Origin of the sequence: Flavobacterium notoginsengisoli (genome assembly GCF_042686225.1) — a bacterium.
Lineage (GTDB): Bacteria > Bacteroidota > Bacteroidia > Flavobacteriales > Flavobacteriaceae > Flavobacterium > Flavobacterium notoginsengisoli.
This window is the reverse complement of the sequence record NZ_JBHUOT010000001.1, coordinates 663,111-680,765: the sequence shown is the minus strand read 5'-3', so window position 1 is coordinate 680,765 and position 17,655 is coordinate 663,111. Positions and strand designations below refer to the sequence as shown.

Annotated in this window: 14 protein-coding genes and 1 pseudogene; 4 read left to right on the top strand and 11 right to left on the bottom strand. The window is 33.6% G+C overall.

From position 1 onward, the window contains the following. Positions 1–53: 53 nt before the first annotated feature. On the bottom strand, positions 54–635 hold the full coding sequence (locus ACFS3A_RS02800; protein WP_379823815.1) for a hypothetical protein: 582 nt from the start codon (positions 633–635) through the stop codon (positions 54–56). Between ACFS3A_RS02800 and ACFS3A_RS02795 the strand changes: the two are divergent. Beyond that, positions 632–1,222 (top strand): annotated as a pseudogene (locus tag ACFS3A_RS02795) (AAA family ATPase); the annotation flags it as partial. The gene ACFS3A_RS02800 and the pseudogene ACFS3A_RS02795 overlap by 4 nt on opposite strands. A 54-nt stretch (positions 1,223–1,276) precedes the next feature. Here ACFS3A_RS02795 and ACFS3A_RS02790 read toward each other — a convergent pair. The 10 genes from ACFS3A_RS02790 to ACFS3A_RS02745 form a co-directional block, all read right to left on the bottom strand. Further along, entirely contained in the window at positions 1,277–3,997 is a 2,721-nt protein-coding gene (locus ACFS3A_RS02790; RefSeq protein WP_379823814.1) for a DNA gyrase/topoisomerase IV subunit A, read from the bottom strand. Between the two features lie 160 nt (positions 3,998–4,157). Beyond that, positions 4,158–6,026 carry a DNA topoisomerase IV subunit B gene (locus tag ACFS3A_RS02785; RefSeq protein WP_379823813.1) on the bottom strand — a complete coding sequence of 623 codons (1,869 nt, stop codon included), beginning with the start codon at positions 6,024–6,026 and terminating at the stop codon, positions 4,158–4,160. A 162-nt stretch (positions 6,027–6,188) separates the two neighbouring features. Beyond that, positions 6,189–7,364 carry a nicotinate phosphoribosyltransferase gene (pncB, locus tag ACFS3A_RS02780; RefSeq protein ID WP_379823812.1) on the bottom strand — a complete coding sequence of 392 codons (1,176 nt, stop codon included), beginning with the start codon at positions 7,362–7,364 and terminating at the stop codon, positions 6,189–6,191. A gap of 75 nt (positions 7,365–7,439) precedes the next feature. Then, complete coding sequence (locus ACFS3A_RS02775; RefSeq protein WP_379823811.1) at positions 7,440–8,420, bottom strand: transglutaminase domain-containing protein; 981 nt, start codon at positions 8,418–8,420, stop codon at positions 7,440–7,442. After that, positions 8,421–8,945, bottom strand: coding sequence for an NADPH-dependent FMN reductase (locus ACFS3A_RS02770; protein ID WP_379823810.1), 525 nt, complete (start codon positions 8,943–8,945; stop codon positions 8,421–8,423). Next, the gene (locus ACFS3A_RS02765) at positions 8,942–9,901 is read right to left on the bottom strand and encodes a YihY/virulence factor BrkB family protein (RefSeq protein ID WP_379823809.1); all 960 of its coding nucleotides are present in this window, start codon (positions 9,899–9,901) and stop codon (positions 8,942–8,944) included. Before ACFS3A_RS02765 ends, ACFS3A_RS02770 begins: the two co-directional genes overlap by 4 nt. A 195-nt stretch (positions 9,902–10,096) precedes the next feature. Then, positions 10,097–10,774, bottom strand: a complete 678-nt coding sequence (locus tag ACFS3A_RS02760; protein ID WP_379823808.1) for a TIGR02117 family protein — start codon at positions 10,772–10,774, stop codon at positions 10,097–10,099. Positions 10,775–11,127: 353 nt separating this feature from the next. Continuing rightward, complete coding sequence (gene ychF / locus ACFS3A_RS02755) at positions 11,128–12,222, bottom strand: redox-regulated ATPase YchF (protein WP_379823806.1); 1,095 nt, start codon at positions 12,220–12,222, stop codon at positions 11,128–11,130. Between the two features lie 242 nt (positions 12,223–12,464). Then, entirely contained in the window at positions 12,465–13,622 is a 1,158-nt protein-coding gene (locus tag ACFS3A_RS02750) for a hypothetical protein (protein ID WP_379823805.1), read from the bottom strand. A 167-nt stretch (positions 13,623–13,789) separates the two neighbouring features. Further along, positions 13,790–14,140 carry a 4Fe-4S dicluster domain-containing protein gene (locus ACFS3A_RS02745; protein ID WP_379823804.1) on the bottom strand — a complete coding sequence of 117 codons (351 nt, stop codon included), beginning with the start codon at positions 14,138–14,140 and terminating at the stop codon, positions 13,790–13,792. Between the two features lie 136 nt (positions 14,141–14,276). Here ACFS3A_RS02745 and ACFS3A_RS02740 point away from each other — a divergent pair, with 136 nt between their 5' ends. The 3 genes from ACFS3A_RS02740 (at position 14,277) to ACFS3A_RS02730 (ending at position 17,608) form a co-directional block, all read left to right on the top strand. Then, on the top strand, positions 14,277–15,350 hold the full coding sequence (locus ACFS3A_RS02740; RefSeq protein ID WP_379823803.1) for an acyl-CoA reductase: 1,074 nt from the start codon (positions 14,277–14,279) through the stop codon (positions 15,348–15,350). Between the two features lie 93 nt (positions 15,351–15,443). Next, a complete protein-coding gene (serC, locus tag ACFS3A_RS02735) occupies positions 15,444–16,514 on the top strand; it encodes a 3-phosphoserine/phosphohydroxythreonine transaminase (protein WP_379823802.1) in 1,071 nt (356 codons plus the stop codon). 143 nt (positions 16,515–16,657) lie between these two features. Further along, positions 16,658–17,608: a D-2-hydroxyacid dehydrogenase gene (locus ACFS3A_RS02730; RefSeq protein WP_091491293.1), complete on the top strand. Its 951-nt coding sequence runs from the start codon at positions 16,658–16,660 to the stop codon at positions 17,606–17,608. The last annotated feature ends 47 nt before the right edge of the window (positions 17,609–17,655 follow it).

Below are 17,655 nucleotides of genomic sequence, written 5' to 3'. Positions count from 1 at the left end.
AACCTCAATTCAACAAAAACGCCGAAAAGTATATTTTTTGGCGTTTTTCATTTCTAATCTATAAACATGCGATAGGGATAGACATTTGATGATTTACTTTTAAGGTTTTTCAAAAAGCTTTCACATAGATAATTCCACTCAGAATCTGAGAGTCGTTTTCTTTCTTCAGGATTCGTTTTTATGAAAATATCGACTGTGCGACTGAAACCTGCTTTTACAGAGATTTCTTTTCGAGTTCCTTTTTCAATTCGAATATCTTGTATTGAGCCTTTAAAATGATTAAATCCAAAAGCTTTAATATCTGCAAAAGTTACAATTCTGCCACGGGTTAATAAGGCATTTCTATAAGCGAGGATTCTGTCTTTATTGGTTTGTTTATTTACACCGCCAACTGTGTTGGTCATTAGTGTCACCTCTTTACTTATAAAAAAGGTGTCTTTGCATTCTAACATTGTACCTGCTTTGATATCGTTCCCTTCTTCAGCACAGGTTGACCAATAGTGTATGCCAAAGTTCTTTCCTTCAGGTCCATCATTTTTGGGTTTAATCATTAAATAAGGATCATTATTTTTAGAAAAATCTTTTTCCTTGGCTTGTTGCTGAACAGAAGCCAAAAGTTGATTAATCTCTGCCATATTCAATAGTTTTATTCGATGAAATTGAAAAAGCACATCCTTCAGTTTTCGATATTTTTCTACAGATTATGGATGAAGGAAAACTACATGATCGTTTAGGTAAAGAAGGTGATTTCTCCAATGCCATTATTCTTTTTACCTCAAATATTGGGGCAGATCATATCATCAATACATTCAATAATGGTGAAATTCCGACTTCAAGTTCTTTAATGGAAATTATGGGCAATTATTTCCGCCCTGAATTTTTAGGTCGTCTAACCGAAATAGTACCTTTTGCACCTATCAGTAAACAAAATGCATTGAAAATCTTCGAGATTCATCTTAAAAAAGAGTTTACCGATTTATTAAAAAACATCAATATTTCGGTCAATATTCCTATAGAAGCTAAACTTTATCTTGCAGAAAATGGCTATAATAATAAATTCGGCGCAAGACCAATTAAAAATATTATTAGAACTCATTTAAGAAGACCTTTAGCCAGAAAAATAATATCGGGGGAAGTACAAAACGGAGATACTATTTCAGTTTATATTGAAAACAATGAAGTAAAATGGATTAAACAAGAAGTAGTTATTTCTGAGAATTAAATCAATTGTTAAAACAAAAAAAACGCTAAGAAATTAATCTTAGCGTTTTCATTTTTATTCTAAAACCAAACCAATCTGGCCATCATCATCCAATTCTGTTTCAACAGGATCGTCTTCTGATATTTCTGGTCTTTCAGGAACTTCTTCAACCGGTTCTTCATACGGAAGCGGTTCTAATAAGTTTACCTGTTTTAACTTATCTGTTGTTAATTGATTTCCTAACGCTTTGAAACCTTTTACCGCTATAAAATCTTCAACATCTATATGTAAATCATCTTTTTGGACGCCTTTTACTTTAGCAAAAACTAATTGCGCAACTGGACGATAATCTGTTGAAACAATCTCCAATTGCGAATTTGGATGATCTGTAATAAAACTTTCTTCTTTTCCTTCATTTTCTACAAGGAAACGTTTCAGAAAATAACGCTCTTTTTCTCCATCATAATAAATCGCAGAAATTGGTTTTTTAGGTTTCCATTTTTCCAGTACAATCATATCTTCTTCAAAGTGAGTTGACAACTCTGGAATAATGACCTTTAATTTTCCTGACTGACTAATAATTAAAATTTTGTCTGTTGGTTTAAATTCACCTAATAATTCTCCTCTTGCATCAACATTTAAACGTTTTACAGTATCATCAAACCAAACTTTTCTTGGCAATAAAGTTGAAATACCTTTCTCCTTTAATTCAATTTTCTTTATTGGATATTTGGTTACTAAATTTCCTTTAGAACCACGTCCTTTTATTGCTAATTTAGCAAAATCAATATCGAATTTCAGTTTCTTAATCGTTCCTACCTGACGTAGCAAAATAGTCACTACCTCAGCTTCTCCGTTTGGATTATGCGAGAAATAAACCACCTGAGAACCGTTTGTTCCGTTTGTCAAATCATAAGCTTTATCACGAGTTACTCCAGTAACATTGAAACGTTTTATATATGACGGTCCTGATTTACCATCACGATACATCATATTATAAATCGTACGTTTATCATTTTTATCAAAAACGGCAGCGTGTATAATATCTTTTCCAATAAACGTTTTGGCATCTACTTTAGTAATCATCAATGTTCCGTCTCGTAAAAACACGATAACATCATCAATATCAGAACAATCACCTACGTATTCATCTTTCTTTAAACTCGTTCCTACGAAACCTTCTTCGCGGTTTACGTAAAGTTTTGTATTTCTTAAAACTACTTTTGTTGCTTCTACGTTATCAAAAACACGAAGTTCTGTCTGACGTTCACGGCCTTTTCCGTATTTCTCTTTTAATTTGGTAAAATAAGCAATTGCAAAATCGGTTAAATGTTCCAGATTATGCTCTACTTCTTTCATTTCTTCTTCTAACCTTGAAATCAATTCATCGGCTTTATCAGAATCAAAACGTGTAATACGGATCATTGGGATTTGAGTCAAACGCTGTAAATCGTCATCATTGATTTCTCTAACGAATGATTTTTTGAAAGGCTCAAAACGATCGTATAAATATTTGTAAAGCGATTCTCTGTCTCCGTATAATTTGAAGTCAATATACATTTCTTCACGAATGAATATTTTCTCCAAAGTAGAAAAGTGCCACTTATTTTTTAATTCTTCTAACTGAATTTCTAATTCCTGACGAAGCAAATCAACGGTTCTGTGTGTCGAAATTTTCAACATTTCAGAAACCCCAATAAATAACGGCTTATTATCCTCAATAACACATCCTAATGGCGCAACAGAAGTTTCACAAGCTGTAAAAGCAAATAAAGCATCAATTGTTTTATCTGGTGAAACGCCAGGGAAAAGATGAATTAAAATCTCAACATCGGCAGCCGTATTGTCTTCAATTTTCTTGATTTTGATTTTACCTTTTTCGTTGGCTTTCAAAATACTGTCAATCAAACTCGAAGTATTGGTCGAAAACGGAATTTGTGTAATCACCAATGTATTTTTGTCTAATTGCGAAATTTTAGCACGCACACGCACACGTCCGCCACGCATTCCATCATGATAATTTGATACATCGGCAATACCCGCAGTCATAAAGTCTGGATAAAGCGTAAATGGTTTTCCTTTTAAAATCTTGATCGAAGCATCAATTAATTCGTTGAAATTATGAGGCAAAACTTTTGTAGAAAGTCCAACCGCAATACCTTCTGCTCCTTGTGCCAAAAGCAATGGGAATTTCACAGGAAGGTTGTTTGGTTCTGCACGACGACCATCGTACGAAACGCCCCAATCTGTAATTTTTGGAGAGTATAAAACTTCCAAAGCAAATTTAGATAAACGTGCCTCAATATAACGCGAAGCTGCTGCGCCGTCACCCGTTAAGATATTTCCCCAGTTTCCTTGGCAGTCAATTAATAAATCTTTCTGACCAATTTGCACCATCGCGTCACCAATACTCGCATCTCCGTGTGGGTGATATTGCATGGTGTGACCAACAACATTGGCAACTTTGTTATAACGACCATCATCCAGCTCCTTTAAAGAGTGCATAATACGACGCTGAACCGGTTTGAATCCATCCTCGATAGCAGGAACTGCACGTTCCAGAATTACATATGAAGCGTAATCCAAAAACCAGTCTTTGTACATCCCGGTTACTTTGGTAATAACGTCTTCGCCTTCTTCTTCCTGATTTTCGTAAAAATGCTGTCCCTCAAAATGTTTGGCATCTACGTCGATAATCTCATCGTCATCTCCATTCTGATTGTCATCCATCAGGTTTTCATCTTGATTATTCTCGTCGTCGTTTGGAATGATGTTATCGTCTTCTTCGTCTTTCATTTATTTTGATTCCGATATTATTTTATTTATCCTTAATTTTCTCAACTGTTTCGGTTTCGTTGCTTTTCTTATTTTTATACATTTTTATTAAAGTATAAGTTAAAGCAAAACTGAAAATAAAAACAATTGCTGCGTATATCAATTTTTTCTTTTCCATCTCTTAAACCTCTTCAAGCTCATCAATTTCCACCTTCAAATTCTTGATAATAAATTCTTGTCTATCCGGCGTATTTTTTCCCATATAGAAAGACAATAATTGCTCGATTGAAGTGTGTTTATCCATCATAACCGGATCAAGGCGGATTGTATCTCCAATAAAGTTTTTAAACTCGTCTGGCGAAATCTCTCCTAAACCTTTAAATCGGGTGATTTCTGGTTTTGGTTTTAGTTTTTCGATAGCGTCTTTTCTTTCATCCTCAGAATAGCAATAAATCGTTTCTTTTTTGTTTCGAACCCTGAAAAGTGGTGTCTGTAAAATATACAAATGCCCTTCTTTGATTAATTCAGGGAAAAACTGTAAAAAGAAAGTAATCAAAAGTAAACGAATGTGCATTCCGTCGACATCGGCATCGGTTGCGATTACTATATTGTTGTAGCGTAATTTTTCTAAACCATCTTCGATATCAAGCGCAGCTTGCAGTAAATTGAATTCTTCATTTTCATACACAATTTTTTTTGTCATTCCGTATGAATTCAAAGGTTTACCACGCAAACTGAAAACCGCTTGTGTATTCACGTCACGCGATTTTGTAATCGATCCGGAAGCCGAATCTCCCTCCGTAATAAAAAGCGTACTTTCTAAGTTTCTTGGGTTTTTCGTATCTGGAAGATGTGCTCGGCAGTCTCTTAATTTTTTATTGTGAAGATTGGCTTTTTTAGCACGATCTGTCGCCAGTTTTCTAATTCCTGATAATTCTTTACGCTCACGTTCTGCCTGGAGAATTTTACGCAATAAAGCATCGGCAGTTGTTGGATTTTTATGCAAATAATTATCCAGTTTCGTTTTAATAAAATCATTTACGAAAGTACGAACAGAAACTGCTGGTGTTCCATCATCAGAACCCATATCGGTAGAACCTAATTTGGTTTTCGTCTGAGACTCAAAAACCGGTTCCATCACTTTAATACTGATCGCACTCACAATCGATTTACGAACGTCTGATGCTTCGAAATTCTTATTGTAAAACTCACGAATCGTTTTTACAACCGCTTCACGATAAGCCGCTAAGTGCGTTCCTCCCTGCGTTGTATTCTGACCGTTTACGAAAGAGTGATACTCTTCACTATATTGCGTTTTACTGTGTGTTAATGCAACCTCAATATCATGATCTTTTAAATGGATAATTGGATATTCTAAATCTTCTTCACTGATTGTTTCTTCCAATAAATCACGAAGTCCATTTTCTGAATAATATTTTTCTCCATTAAAAATAATGGTCAAACCATTGTTTAGATAACAATAGTTTTTAACCATTTTGATTACATATTCTAAACGGAATTTATAGTTTTTGAAAATCGTTTCGTCTGGCGTAAAAATTACTTTTGTTCCTTTACGTTTAGTCGTATCGATTATCTCTTCTTCTAAAACTAAATTTCCAGCCGAAAACTCCGCCCCTTTTTGTTTATCATCACGAACCGACTCTACACGGAAATAATTCGAAAGCGCATTAACCGCCTTTGTTCCGACACCATTCAAACCAACTGATTTCTGGAAAGCTTTAGAATCGTATTTTCCTCCGGTATTCATTTTCGAAACTACATCGACTACTTTTCCTAACGGAATTCCACGTCCGTAATCACGAACCGAAACTGTTTTGTCTTTTATAGATACTTCAATGGTTTTACCTGCTCCCATAACGAACTCATCGATACAGTTATCTAAAACCTCTTTTAAAAGAATGTAAATACCATCATCCGGTGATGATCCGTCCCCTAATTTCCCGATGTACATACCCGGACGCATACGAATATGTTCCTTCCAATCGAGTGAACGAATATTGTCTTCGTTGTATTGATTTTGCTCTAGCATAAATGAATTTAGGATTTTTTGCTAATGTACCATTTCTCAACAAAAAATGAAAGCGTATTTCTTTTTTGTTATGAATAATAACAGTTTAAAATCTATTTAAATTGGTTTTAAAATAAAACAGACCGGTAAAATCGTAAAAAAACTGATTTTTTAATAAAAAAACTATTTGATTCCCAGTACTTCTTTTGCCAACGCAATCATTTCGGGCGTTCCCGTATTTTTATTTTTTTCGTCAGAAAGTTTTACAACACCTTGCCAATGTATATTATCGGGTTTCGTATCGGTCAATTTGATGACCATATTCATTGCCGGAAGACCAACATCATTAGTGAAATTTGTCCCGATTCCAAACGACATTTTTATTTTATCCTGACAGAAATCGACAATCTTTTTTACTTTATCATAATTCAGAGAATCAGAAAAAACAATGACTTTTGATTTTGGATCAATTCCCATTTTATTATAATGAGAAATTACTTTTTGAGCAAACTCAATTGGATCTCCGCTGTCATGTCTGACACCATCAAAAAGTTTCGAATATTTTTTATCAAACTGATTAAAAAATATCTCTGTTGTATATGTATCTGTTAGTGCGATTCCGAGATCACCGCCATAAACTTTTGTCCAGTTTTCCAGACTTATAAAATTAGCTACCTGAAAACCATATTGAGCGGCATGAAACATAAACCATTCGTGAGCATGTGTTCCCAAAGGTCTTCTATTGTTAACCATGGCAAAATGTACGTTGCTGGTTCCAATAAAACTATGACCTCCATAGGTTCTTAAAGTTTTATTTACTAAATCATGAACTTCGTAAGAATGGCGGCGTCTTGTTCCAAACTCTAAAATAGAAACCCCCAGTTTGTTGTAATTGTCAATTTTTTCTTTGGTGAGATCTTTTATGGCTTCATCATTCAAACGGATTAAATGATTCGATTTATAAAAAAGCTCTGAAATAAGTGCCATTAAAGGAACTTCCCACAAAATAGTTCGATACCAAAATCCTTCTACTGTTACTGCAATTTCTGAACCTTCCTGACTAATGTGAACTTCAGACGGATCAAAACTATATCCTTGCAGAAAATCTAAATATGTCGGGTCTAAATAAGGGCAATAATGAGCTAAATAATTCTTCTCTTCTTTTGTTAAACGAAGTTCAGACAATGCATCAACAGATTTTCGAAGTAAATCTGCAAAACCTTCCGGAAATATATGTTTTCCTCGATTTATAAATCCGTAACGAACTTTTGCTTTTGGAAAAAGCTTTATTACAGCATGCTGCATTGTAAATTTGTAGAAATCGTTATCTAAAATAGATTTCAAAAAAGTCGTTTCCATAGTTTTCAAATTCGGATCATTCTTGCTAAGATACGGCAATTTCAGAAAAGATGAAAATTGCGGTATCTTAATCCATTATTTTGAAACTATTTTAAAAGAAACAACACTGTTACCATCCACAAAAACAGTAATATAATCGCCAATATTACTATCAATTAGAATTTGAAATTCTAAACCTCCCCGTTTTTCTTTCGGATTCTGAACTTTAACAGGCTGATTTCTTTTATTTAAATAAAAAACCTGATTTGATTTCGAAAGATTTTTGATTTCCACTGTAATTTTATCACCATTTCCGGCTTCAATTATTCCGGAATCCGGCGATTTAATTTTATAATCTTTTTCGATTGTAGTAGTGTAAATCAAAGGACCATTTAGAAAATTTTCTTTACTTAATCTGTCACCTAAAAAAGTTCCGGAATCCGGAAAATGTTTTGCAAAAAAGTAGTCAGGCTCTGTATCAAAATAAATCGGATTAAAATCGTTTACCATTCTTCCTTTACTACTGTCATAATATCCCTGTCCCCAGGTTACATCTACAAGACGCCATTTTTTATCAATCAAAACCATATTCCAGGCATGATTGGAGGAGGTAGTTTTTCGTCCAATATCTCTAACTGATACTTTAGAATCGCCACGTATTATTTCACATTTAATTCCCATTGCATTAGCCAAATGCTGATATAAAGCTGTAAATCCTTCGCAAACTGCTTTTTTAGATTTAAAAGCTTTTTGAATCAGATTATCATTGAGTTGTTTGATTTTTCGTTGTTTTTCAGCTTCCGTAGAATAACTGAAACCCTGCACTCTCGGCGGATTCAGATACGCATTATAATCATATCTTATATTGAGTGCAATCCAGCTGTAAAGAGCACGTGCGCGCTCAGCATCGGAATCAAAATCTTTTTCGATTTTTTCCGCCAATTTTTCGGTAGTATCGAAACTTTTAGGGTATTTTGAAACTATTTTATCAACTTCACTAATCTTTTGCGAAAAAGTAAAATTGATAAATAGAATATTTAATAAAAGGAAAATAAGGGCAATCTTTTTTTGTGGCATTTAAAAATTTGATTTGATAATATCTTTCAGTTCATTATCTAACTCAACATTAGAAATTTTATTTTCCTGTAAATCAAAATTCGAGCCAAACGCTGGTAATGAGAAACTTCCTTTAATTTCTGCCCCATAACGTGGGAAAAGATTTTGAGCAATTCCTAAAACAGATGCGCCACCTCTTCCTCCTGGAGAAGTTGCTAATAACAACATTGGTTTGTGTTGAAAAACATCTTTTTCTATTCGGGAACTCCAATCGAAAACATTTTTGAAAGCAACAGAATAATTACCATTATTTTCTGCCATTGACACTACTAAAATATCAGCTTCTTTGAGTTTATTTAAAAATGCTTGCGCCACTTTATGCTGACCGATTTCTTTCTCAAGATCAACGCTGAATACCGGCATTGCAAAATCGTTCAAATCTAAAACTTCAACATCTGCATTTTCAAACAAACTTGATGCATAAGTAGCTAAACGTTTGTTGATTGACTGTGTACTGTTACTTCCTCCAAAGGCGATAATTTTCATGGCTTCTCTTTTTGTAGTGTTTCTTCTATTGGTTCTTTTTTTGGTCCGTCGATTTCGTAAATCTCTTTTGCTATTTCTACAGAGTATTCATTTGGATAAATTTTTCCTCCATATGATTTAGCATAGACCTTCGTAAATTCAGCTCCAAAATACAGAATTATTGCCGAATAATAAACCCAAACGAGAATTATTATTACAGAACCTGCCGCGCCATAAACGGAAGCAACAGTAGAATTACCTAAATAAAGTCCAATAGCAAATTTACCAATCATAAATAGGATTGCAGTAACTCCAGAGCCAATAAAAGCATCTTTCCATCTTATCTTTCCGTCTGGCAATGTTCTAAAAATAATAGCAAAAAGTGTACTGATACTCGCCAACACAATAATTATATTGACTACATAAAACAGATATACTGTACTCTCTGGAAAATAGACTTTTAAACGTGTGCTAAGTAAATCTAAAGTGGTACTTATAAAAAGACTGACCAACATTAAAAAACCAACAGAAACAATCATAGAGAATGACATTAAGCGGTTTTGAATAAATTTTTTAACTCCTTTATCCGGTTTTGCACGCAATCCCCAAATAAAATTAATAGAACTTTGAATCTCAGCAAAAACTCCTGAAGCTCCAATTAACAGCATTATGACTCCAAATACGGTTGCAAAAACATTATCTCCGGATAATTGTACATTTTTAATAGCTTCCTGAATTTGACTCGCCGCACCGTTACCAACTAATCCGTTAATTTGCCCGTACAATTCGCCTGTCACAGCTTCTTCTCCAAAAAAGACACCACAAATTGTAATGATAATAATCAATAAAGGCGGCAGTGCAAAAATGGTATAATATGCGAGTGCAGCACTAAGTTTAATGGCATTATCATCGTTAAATTCTAAAAAAGTATTCTTTAAGAGAAACCAGGTTTTGGAGAATATATTTTTGATTTTCATTTGCTGATTTTTTGATATTCTCTCAAATTTACGCAATACTGAAAAGTTCTTTCTTCTTGATTTTTAGTTGGATTTTATATTTTTTCCATGTCTACCAATATGGAATTCCTAGCGGAATAATCTCGTAGAGATTAAATATTGGTAACCCGAAAAATCTGTTCGTAATAATTTTCCCGTAGGGACTACACTATAAATTTATTTATAATGATAAAAAATCCCTTTATCATAAACCGTCCACAAACTCGCTTTTTGATTAGCTGCTTTTAAAGCATTATTTGCCCAGGTATTACAAGTATAAAAAAGACTGTAACTTCCTTTTGCTTCGTAAAAAGCATCTTTTTTTCCGTAGCTGTGACCTTCAATCCATTGTGGACGAACTGGATCTGTGAAACTGTTAGAAATATAATCGACTAAATTTTGGTAATTTTCTTTTGAAACTAAAATTCGCTTACAGTCGTCTCCTTCTCGCAATTGTTTAAAAAACGTAGTATGCATTGCAGAAGAGCTAACTCCGAAAGCCGCTTTGAGCGCTGTACTAGCTTTTAAATCTGACCATTCTGGTGTGTCAAGATAAAAGCCTTTATCACCCCAGCCAAAAGCGATATAATTCATTAAAGAGTCTTTTGATTGGGTTTGACTGAACCGAATTTCATTTCGCCAGTCTTTGATTTCGTTCTTTATTGGAACGACAATATCAGTATGAACGCCGTTGGAAAGAATATATATCGGAACTGCATTTTGTTCTTCAACTTTTGCAATATCTGAATTCACTGTAATTTTTGAAAGAATAAGTACTGATGAGATGTACAAAGCCAGAAAAGTAAAAATTCCGAAAAGTGTCCAGCCGAGAAATTTGAAAGATTTTTTTAGCATTTTGATTGGTTGATTTTTAGATTAGTAATTGGTTAATTTTTCTGTAACCAATTTTTAAGCCAAAAATTTTTACTTCCTGAAAATGGCACACGGATTTTACTGATTCGCTTTCGCGAAAGCGCGGATTTGAACGGATTTTTTTTCTGTTTTTTGTCACCCTGAGGAACGAAGGATCACACTAGAATTTCCGCAATCTAAGTCGCCAATCTTTGTAGAGTCTCGTTTGTGACCCTTCATTCCTCAGGATGACAAACTTTACTTTGACTAATTTTAAGACATAAAAAAACTGCTGAATCTCTCCAGCAGTTTTAATCTTTATTCTTTGTTCTTTATTCTATTTTCTCTAAAAAAGATTAAACGTTAAAACGGAAGTGCATTACATCACCATCTTTAACCACATATTCTTTTCCTTCTACTTTGAATTTTCCAGCTTCTTTTGCTTTTGCCTCAGAACCGTATTGAACGTAATCATCATATGAAATAACTTCAGCACGAATGAAACCTTTTTCGAAATCAGTATGAATAACTCCAGCTGCTTGAGGCGCTGTTGCTCCAATGTTGATTGTCCAGGCACGAACTTCTTTTACACCTGCTGTAAAATAAGTTTGTTGTTTTAATAATTTATAAGCCGCACGAATTAAAACAGAAGCTCCTGGCTCGGTTAATCCCATATCTTCAAGGAAAACCTGACGCTCTTCGTAGCTTTCTAATTCTGTAATATCAGCCTCTGCTCCAACTGAAAGAATGATAACCTCAGCATCTTCGTCTTTTACTAATTCACGAACCTGATCAACATATTTATTTCCGTTTACAGCAGAACCTTCGTCAACATTACAAACGTATAAAACTGGTTTAGCAGTAATCAATTGAAATCCTTCCATTAGAACTTCTTCATCATTACTTTGAGGAATAATTGTTCTAGCCGATTTTGCTTGTAAAAGAGCTTCTCTAATTCTGTTTAATAAAGCTTCTTCAGTCTGCGCTTCTTTATTTCCTGTTTTTGCAGCACGTTTTACTTTTTCTAAACGTTTTTCGATTGTTTCCAAATCTTTTAACTGCAATTCAATATCAATTGTTTCTTTATCACGAATTGGATTTACGTTTCCGTCAACGTGTACGATATTGTCATTATCAAAACAACGCAAAACGTGAATAATAGCATTACACTCTCTAATGTTTCCTAAAAACTGGTTTCCAAGACCTTCACCTTTACTTGCTCCTTTTACTAAACCTGCAATATCTACGATATCTACAGTAGCCATTTGAACGCGCTCTGGTTTTACCAGTTCTTCCAATTTATTGATTCTTGGATCCGGAACGTTTACAACACCAATATTAGGTTCGATTGTACAAAAAGGAAAGTTTGCACTCTGCGCTTTTGCATTAGATAAACAATTAAATAATGTTGATTTTCCAACATTTGGTAATCCTACAATTCCTGCTTTCATCTGTTTGTTTCTATATTATTTTATTCGGCTTTTTCTTTGAGCCTAAAAACATTAAACGTTGTAATTTAATGCATTATGATTTATCTGCTTCTTGTAATTTTTAGTCAAAATTATATTTCGTGACTTTAAAATTTTGCAAATATAAGATTTAATAGCTCTTGCACGAAGTAAAGCAGAGATCTTTTTTGACAAAACAAAAAATCCTGACCAATTAAGTTCAGGATTTTTTTCTATTTATTTAATTACAATTTAAATTCTAAAGAAGCGATGATTGCTTTTTCTTCATCGGTAGCTGTAAAACCGGATATATCCCAGTAATTGGTGAGGATTTTATTCTTTTTATTAAAAAGAGATTTTTCTTTAAAGACATCACTTTCGTTATAAGTGAAATTTTGCTTATTAAAACCAGTCGTTACAAAACTATTTCTTACCTGAATATTTTTTGATTTCTCTTTTTGAATCAGCGTATACCCGATTTCCTCATTGGAACTCAACAGATAATAATCATTTCCATCTAAGCGATAATTTACATTTATAAACGATTTGGTCATATTCTTATCCCCTGTACCTGTTTTTTCCACAATTTTATCCAGACTTGCAGGAGGAACTGAAATAGTAAACTCTAAAATAAGCTTTTTAACAGGATCATAAATTATCTCAAAATTATCAACCGCTTCCTTAGCTTTATCCAAAGGGTTAACAGACATCACGTAATAATCTTTATTTTTAGAATGTCCTTTAACTGTAAAATCATATTCTTTCTTTGCTTTAGAATCAAGCAGCGGTTCGAAGTATTTGAAATTCGAATAATTCTCCATTATATTATTCAAGTTATACCCCATCAAATCGGCACTTATATCATTTTCTAATAATCCGTAAGAACGATTTTGCTCTACTAGTAAAGTCGTAGTATTGTTTTTATTGAATTGAAAATTTACCAGTCCGTCATTATAATAAGAATATTGATTATCGAGCATAAAAAATTCGCGAACATATACTTTCAACCGATGTGCTACGCTTATTTTTTGTTTCGAATTGGAAACTATTCTCTGAAGTGTTTTTTGAAGATTTTCCTGAGAGACTACAACTTCGTCTAAGTTTTCTTTTTTGTTTTTCAGATAAACCACAAACTCATTATCTTTTAATGAAGCCCAACGAACTGTCAGATTCTCATAATTCATTTCAGAAACCTGCACATTCGAACCGCCACTCAGAACAAAAGTAACTTTTCCTTCTTCATTCGTCATTAAAACCTGCTTCGTTTTTAAAACAACTACAGTTGCATTTTCTATTGGCTGCAAAGTTTCAATATCTTTTACAAAAACAGAATACTCTTCACTTTGTGCCAAAACATTTAAGCAGTTGAGTAAAACGACAAATAAAAGTAGTATTTTCTTCATAGGCGTTATTAAATTTTCAACTAAAGTATTAATTTTCTAACAATTAAGCAACAGTCAAAAAATAAAACATTCGTTATCAAGAAAGTAAATTTTAGAAATACCTGATATCAGGGTAAAAAAAATCCTGAGTTTTTTAGCTCAGGATTGTATATTAATGACCGTTATTCTTACTCGTTATGTAAGAAAGATTGTCTTTCTAATAAAGTTTCTTCGTCTTCCACATGATTATCATCCGGCACACAACAGTCAACCGGACAAACGGCAGCACATTGAGGTTCGTCATGAAAACCTTTACATTCTGTACATTTTCCTGGCACAATATAATATACTTCATCAGAAATTGGAGTTTGAGCTTCATCAGCGTCAATCTCAGTTCCGTCAGGTAAAATTATAGTTCCGGAAAGACTTGTTCCGTCTTTATATCTCCAATCATCCGCTCCTTCATATATTGCTGCATTTGGGCACTCCGGTTCACAAGCCCCACAATTGATGCATTCGTCAGTTATAATAATTGCCATCTTTTTCTTCTTTTTGTTAAAAGTTATGAGCTTTAGAGTATTAAAATATTAAAGATTTTAATCTACTTTGCCTTATAACGTAATATAGCTTATTTTTGTGCAAAATTACAATCAAAACAATTCATAAACAAACATTATGACATTAGAAACAAAAAAAAGTGTTTTTGTTGAATTAGGAAAATTTTTAAGTCAGTTTTCCGAAACAGGATCCATACAAAAATCTAGCGTTTTATATAACGATATCTTTTTTGACGATTTTGAAAAACTAATTCATTTATCACAATCTCATAATGGATGGTATACACCTGAACAAGTTTATTTTTCAATACAATCCTGGGCAGAAGCTTTAACAGATGAAAACATTGATAAATGGCTTTCCCGATATAAAGATGAATTTGCAAAATCTGATAAAACAGAAAAGACGGTTGCTTTGATTTTGGCTGGAAATATTCCGCTTGTCGGCTTTCATGATTTTTTATCAGTTGTAATAACCGGGAACAAAGCTTTAATTAAAACATCATCAAACGATCAGCATTTATTGCCTTTTCTTGCAAAATATTTAATTGCTGTGGATGAAAACCTTAAAGACAAAATCACTTTTACAGAAGGAAAACTGGAGAATTTTGATGCTGTAATTGCAACCGGAAGCAACAACACAGCACGATATTTTGAATATTATTTTAAAGATAAACCTTCAATCATTCGTAAAAACAGAAATTCGGCAGCAGTTTTAACCGGAAAAGAATCTACTGAAGAATTAGAAAATTTAGGAGAAGATATATTTAGGTATTTTGGTTTAGGATGCCGTAATGTTTCGAAACTTTTTGTTCCAAAAGACTACTCATTTGATGCCTTTTTTCAGGCTATGTTCAAATATCAGGATGTCATTCATTATGAAAAATACGCCAACAATTACGACTACAATAAAGCGGTGTTTTTAATGAGTAACTTTAAGTTATTAGACAACGGTTTTCTGACTATAAAAGAAGACTCAAGCTACGCCTCGCCTATCTCAAGCGTTTTTTATGAGTACTACGAAAATCCCGAAGAACTTAAAAAACGTTTACAGAACGATTCAGAACAAATTCAGTGTATTGTAAGCAATAATTTTACTTCAGACAACATTGCATTCGGAGAAACGCAAAAACCGCAATTGTGGGATTACGCAGATAATGTCGATACTATAACGTTTTTGTTAACAACAAAGTAATAAATTGTTTAATTATTTCGAATATTTTAACGCTTTTTCGGCTCTTATTGACGAAATTTGCGTCTTTAAAATTTTCGACTATTAACAACAACCATGAAAAAACACAACTACAGCGCAGGACCAAGTATTTTACCTCAGGAAGTTTTTGAGAAGGCATCAAAAGCAATTTTAAATTTTAATGATTCAGGTTTATCTATCCTTGAAATCTCGCACCGAAGTAAAGATTTCGTTGCAGTTATGGAGGAAGCTCGTTCCCTTGCTTTAGAATTATTAGGACTTCAGGGAAAAGGTTATCAGGCTTTATTTTTACAAGGCGGTGCAAGTACAGCATTCTTAATGGCACCTTATAATTTATTAAAAGAAAACGGAAAAGCAGCTTATTTAGATTCAGGAACGTGGGCAACCGCAGCGATAAAAGAAGCTAAACTTTTCGGTGAAACTATTGTTGTCGCTTCTTCAAAAGATGACAATTATACGCATATTCCAAAAGGTTACGAAATACCTGCTGATGCTGATTATTTCCACTGCACAAGTAACAATACCATTTTTGGAACTCAAATGAAAGAATTCCCAGCAACTAACATTCCGGTTGTTTGCGATATGAGTTCTGATATTTTTTCACGCGAATTAGATTTCTCTAAATTCGACTTAATCTATGCCGGAGCTCAAAAAAATATGGGACCTGCAGGAACAACTTTAGTTGTAGTTAAAGAGGAAATCCTAGGCAAAAACGGAAGAACTATTCCAAGTATGTTAGATTACGCTAAACATATCAAAGCAGAAAGTATGTACAATACTCCACCTGTTTTCTCTGTTTATGTGTCTCTTTTAACTTTACAATGGATTAAAGAAAAAGGTGGAATCGCTGCTGTTGAAAAATTAAACAATGCTAAAGCAGAATTACTTTATGCTGAAATCGACAGAAATCCATTATTTAAAGGCGCTGCTGCAGTAGAAGACCGTTCTAACATGAACGTAACTTTCTTACTGAACAATCCAGATCATACAGCTACTTTTGATGCTTTATGGAAAGAAGCAAATATCTCAGGATTGCCAGGACACCGTTCTGTTGGTGGTTACAGAGCTTCTATCTACAACGCTATGCCAATCGAAAGCGTTCAAGTTTTGGTTGATGTAATGAAAGCATTAGAATCTAAAGTTTAATTTTTTCTCGGTTAATCGTTAATTTACTTAACTGTTTAATCGTTAAAAAGTATTTCCTTTAAAATATCAAAAAAGAAAAATCAAATAGCTGGTTTGTTGATTAAACAATTAAAACGACAAACCAGATAAACAAAATAAATACAATGAAAGTATTAGCAAATGACGGAATTTCTAAAAGTGGAATTCTAGCCTTAGAAAAAGGTGGTTTTGAAGTTATCACTACAAAAGTAGCTCAGGAACAAGTAGCTAACTATATCAACGAAAACAACATCGACGTAATTTTAGTTCGTAGTGCAACTAAAGTTCGTAAAGATATCATCGATGCTTGTCCTGGAATTAAAATCATTGGACGTGGTGGTGTCGGTATGGATAATATTGATGTGGATTATGCTAAAAGCAAAGGAATTCACGTAATCAATACTCCTGCTTCATCTTCAGAATCTGTTGCTGAATTAGTATTCGGACACTTGTTTAACGGTGTACGTTTTTTACATGATTCTAACAGAAACATGCCTCTTGAAGGAGACACTAATTTTGACGGTTTGAAAAAAGCTTACGCTAACGGAACTGAATTAAGAGGTAAAACTTTAGGTATTGTTGGTATCGGACGTATTGGTCAGGCTACAGCAAAAATGGCTCTTGGTTTAGGTATGAAAGTTATTGCTGCTGATAGTTTTATTCCTGAGGTTGACGTAAAAGTTGAATTTTTCGACGGACAGTCAATCACAACTAAAATTGTTTCTCAATCTTTAGAATCTTTATTCAAAGAAGCTGATTTCATTACACTTCACGTTCCTGCTCAAAACGGATACATCATTGGAGAGAAAGAATTCGAAATCCTAAAAGACGGAGTTGGAATTGTAAACTGTGCTCGTGGTGGTGTTATTGACGAAGTAGCTTTAGTTAAAGCTTTAGACTCAGGAAAAGTTGCTTTTGCAGGTTTAGACGTTTTCGAAAACGAGCCAAAACCAGAAATGGCAATCTTAATGCACTCTAAAATCTCTTTGACTCCTCATATCGGAGCTGCAACCGGAGAAGCACAAGATAGAATTGGTACTGAATTAGCTTCACAAATCATTACTTTATTGAGCTAATTAACTATAATTAAATTACTTGCAAGGGATTTATTAACATTGTTTAA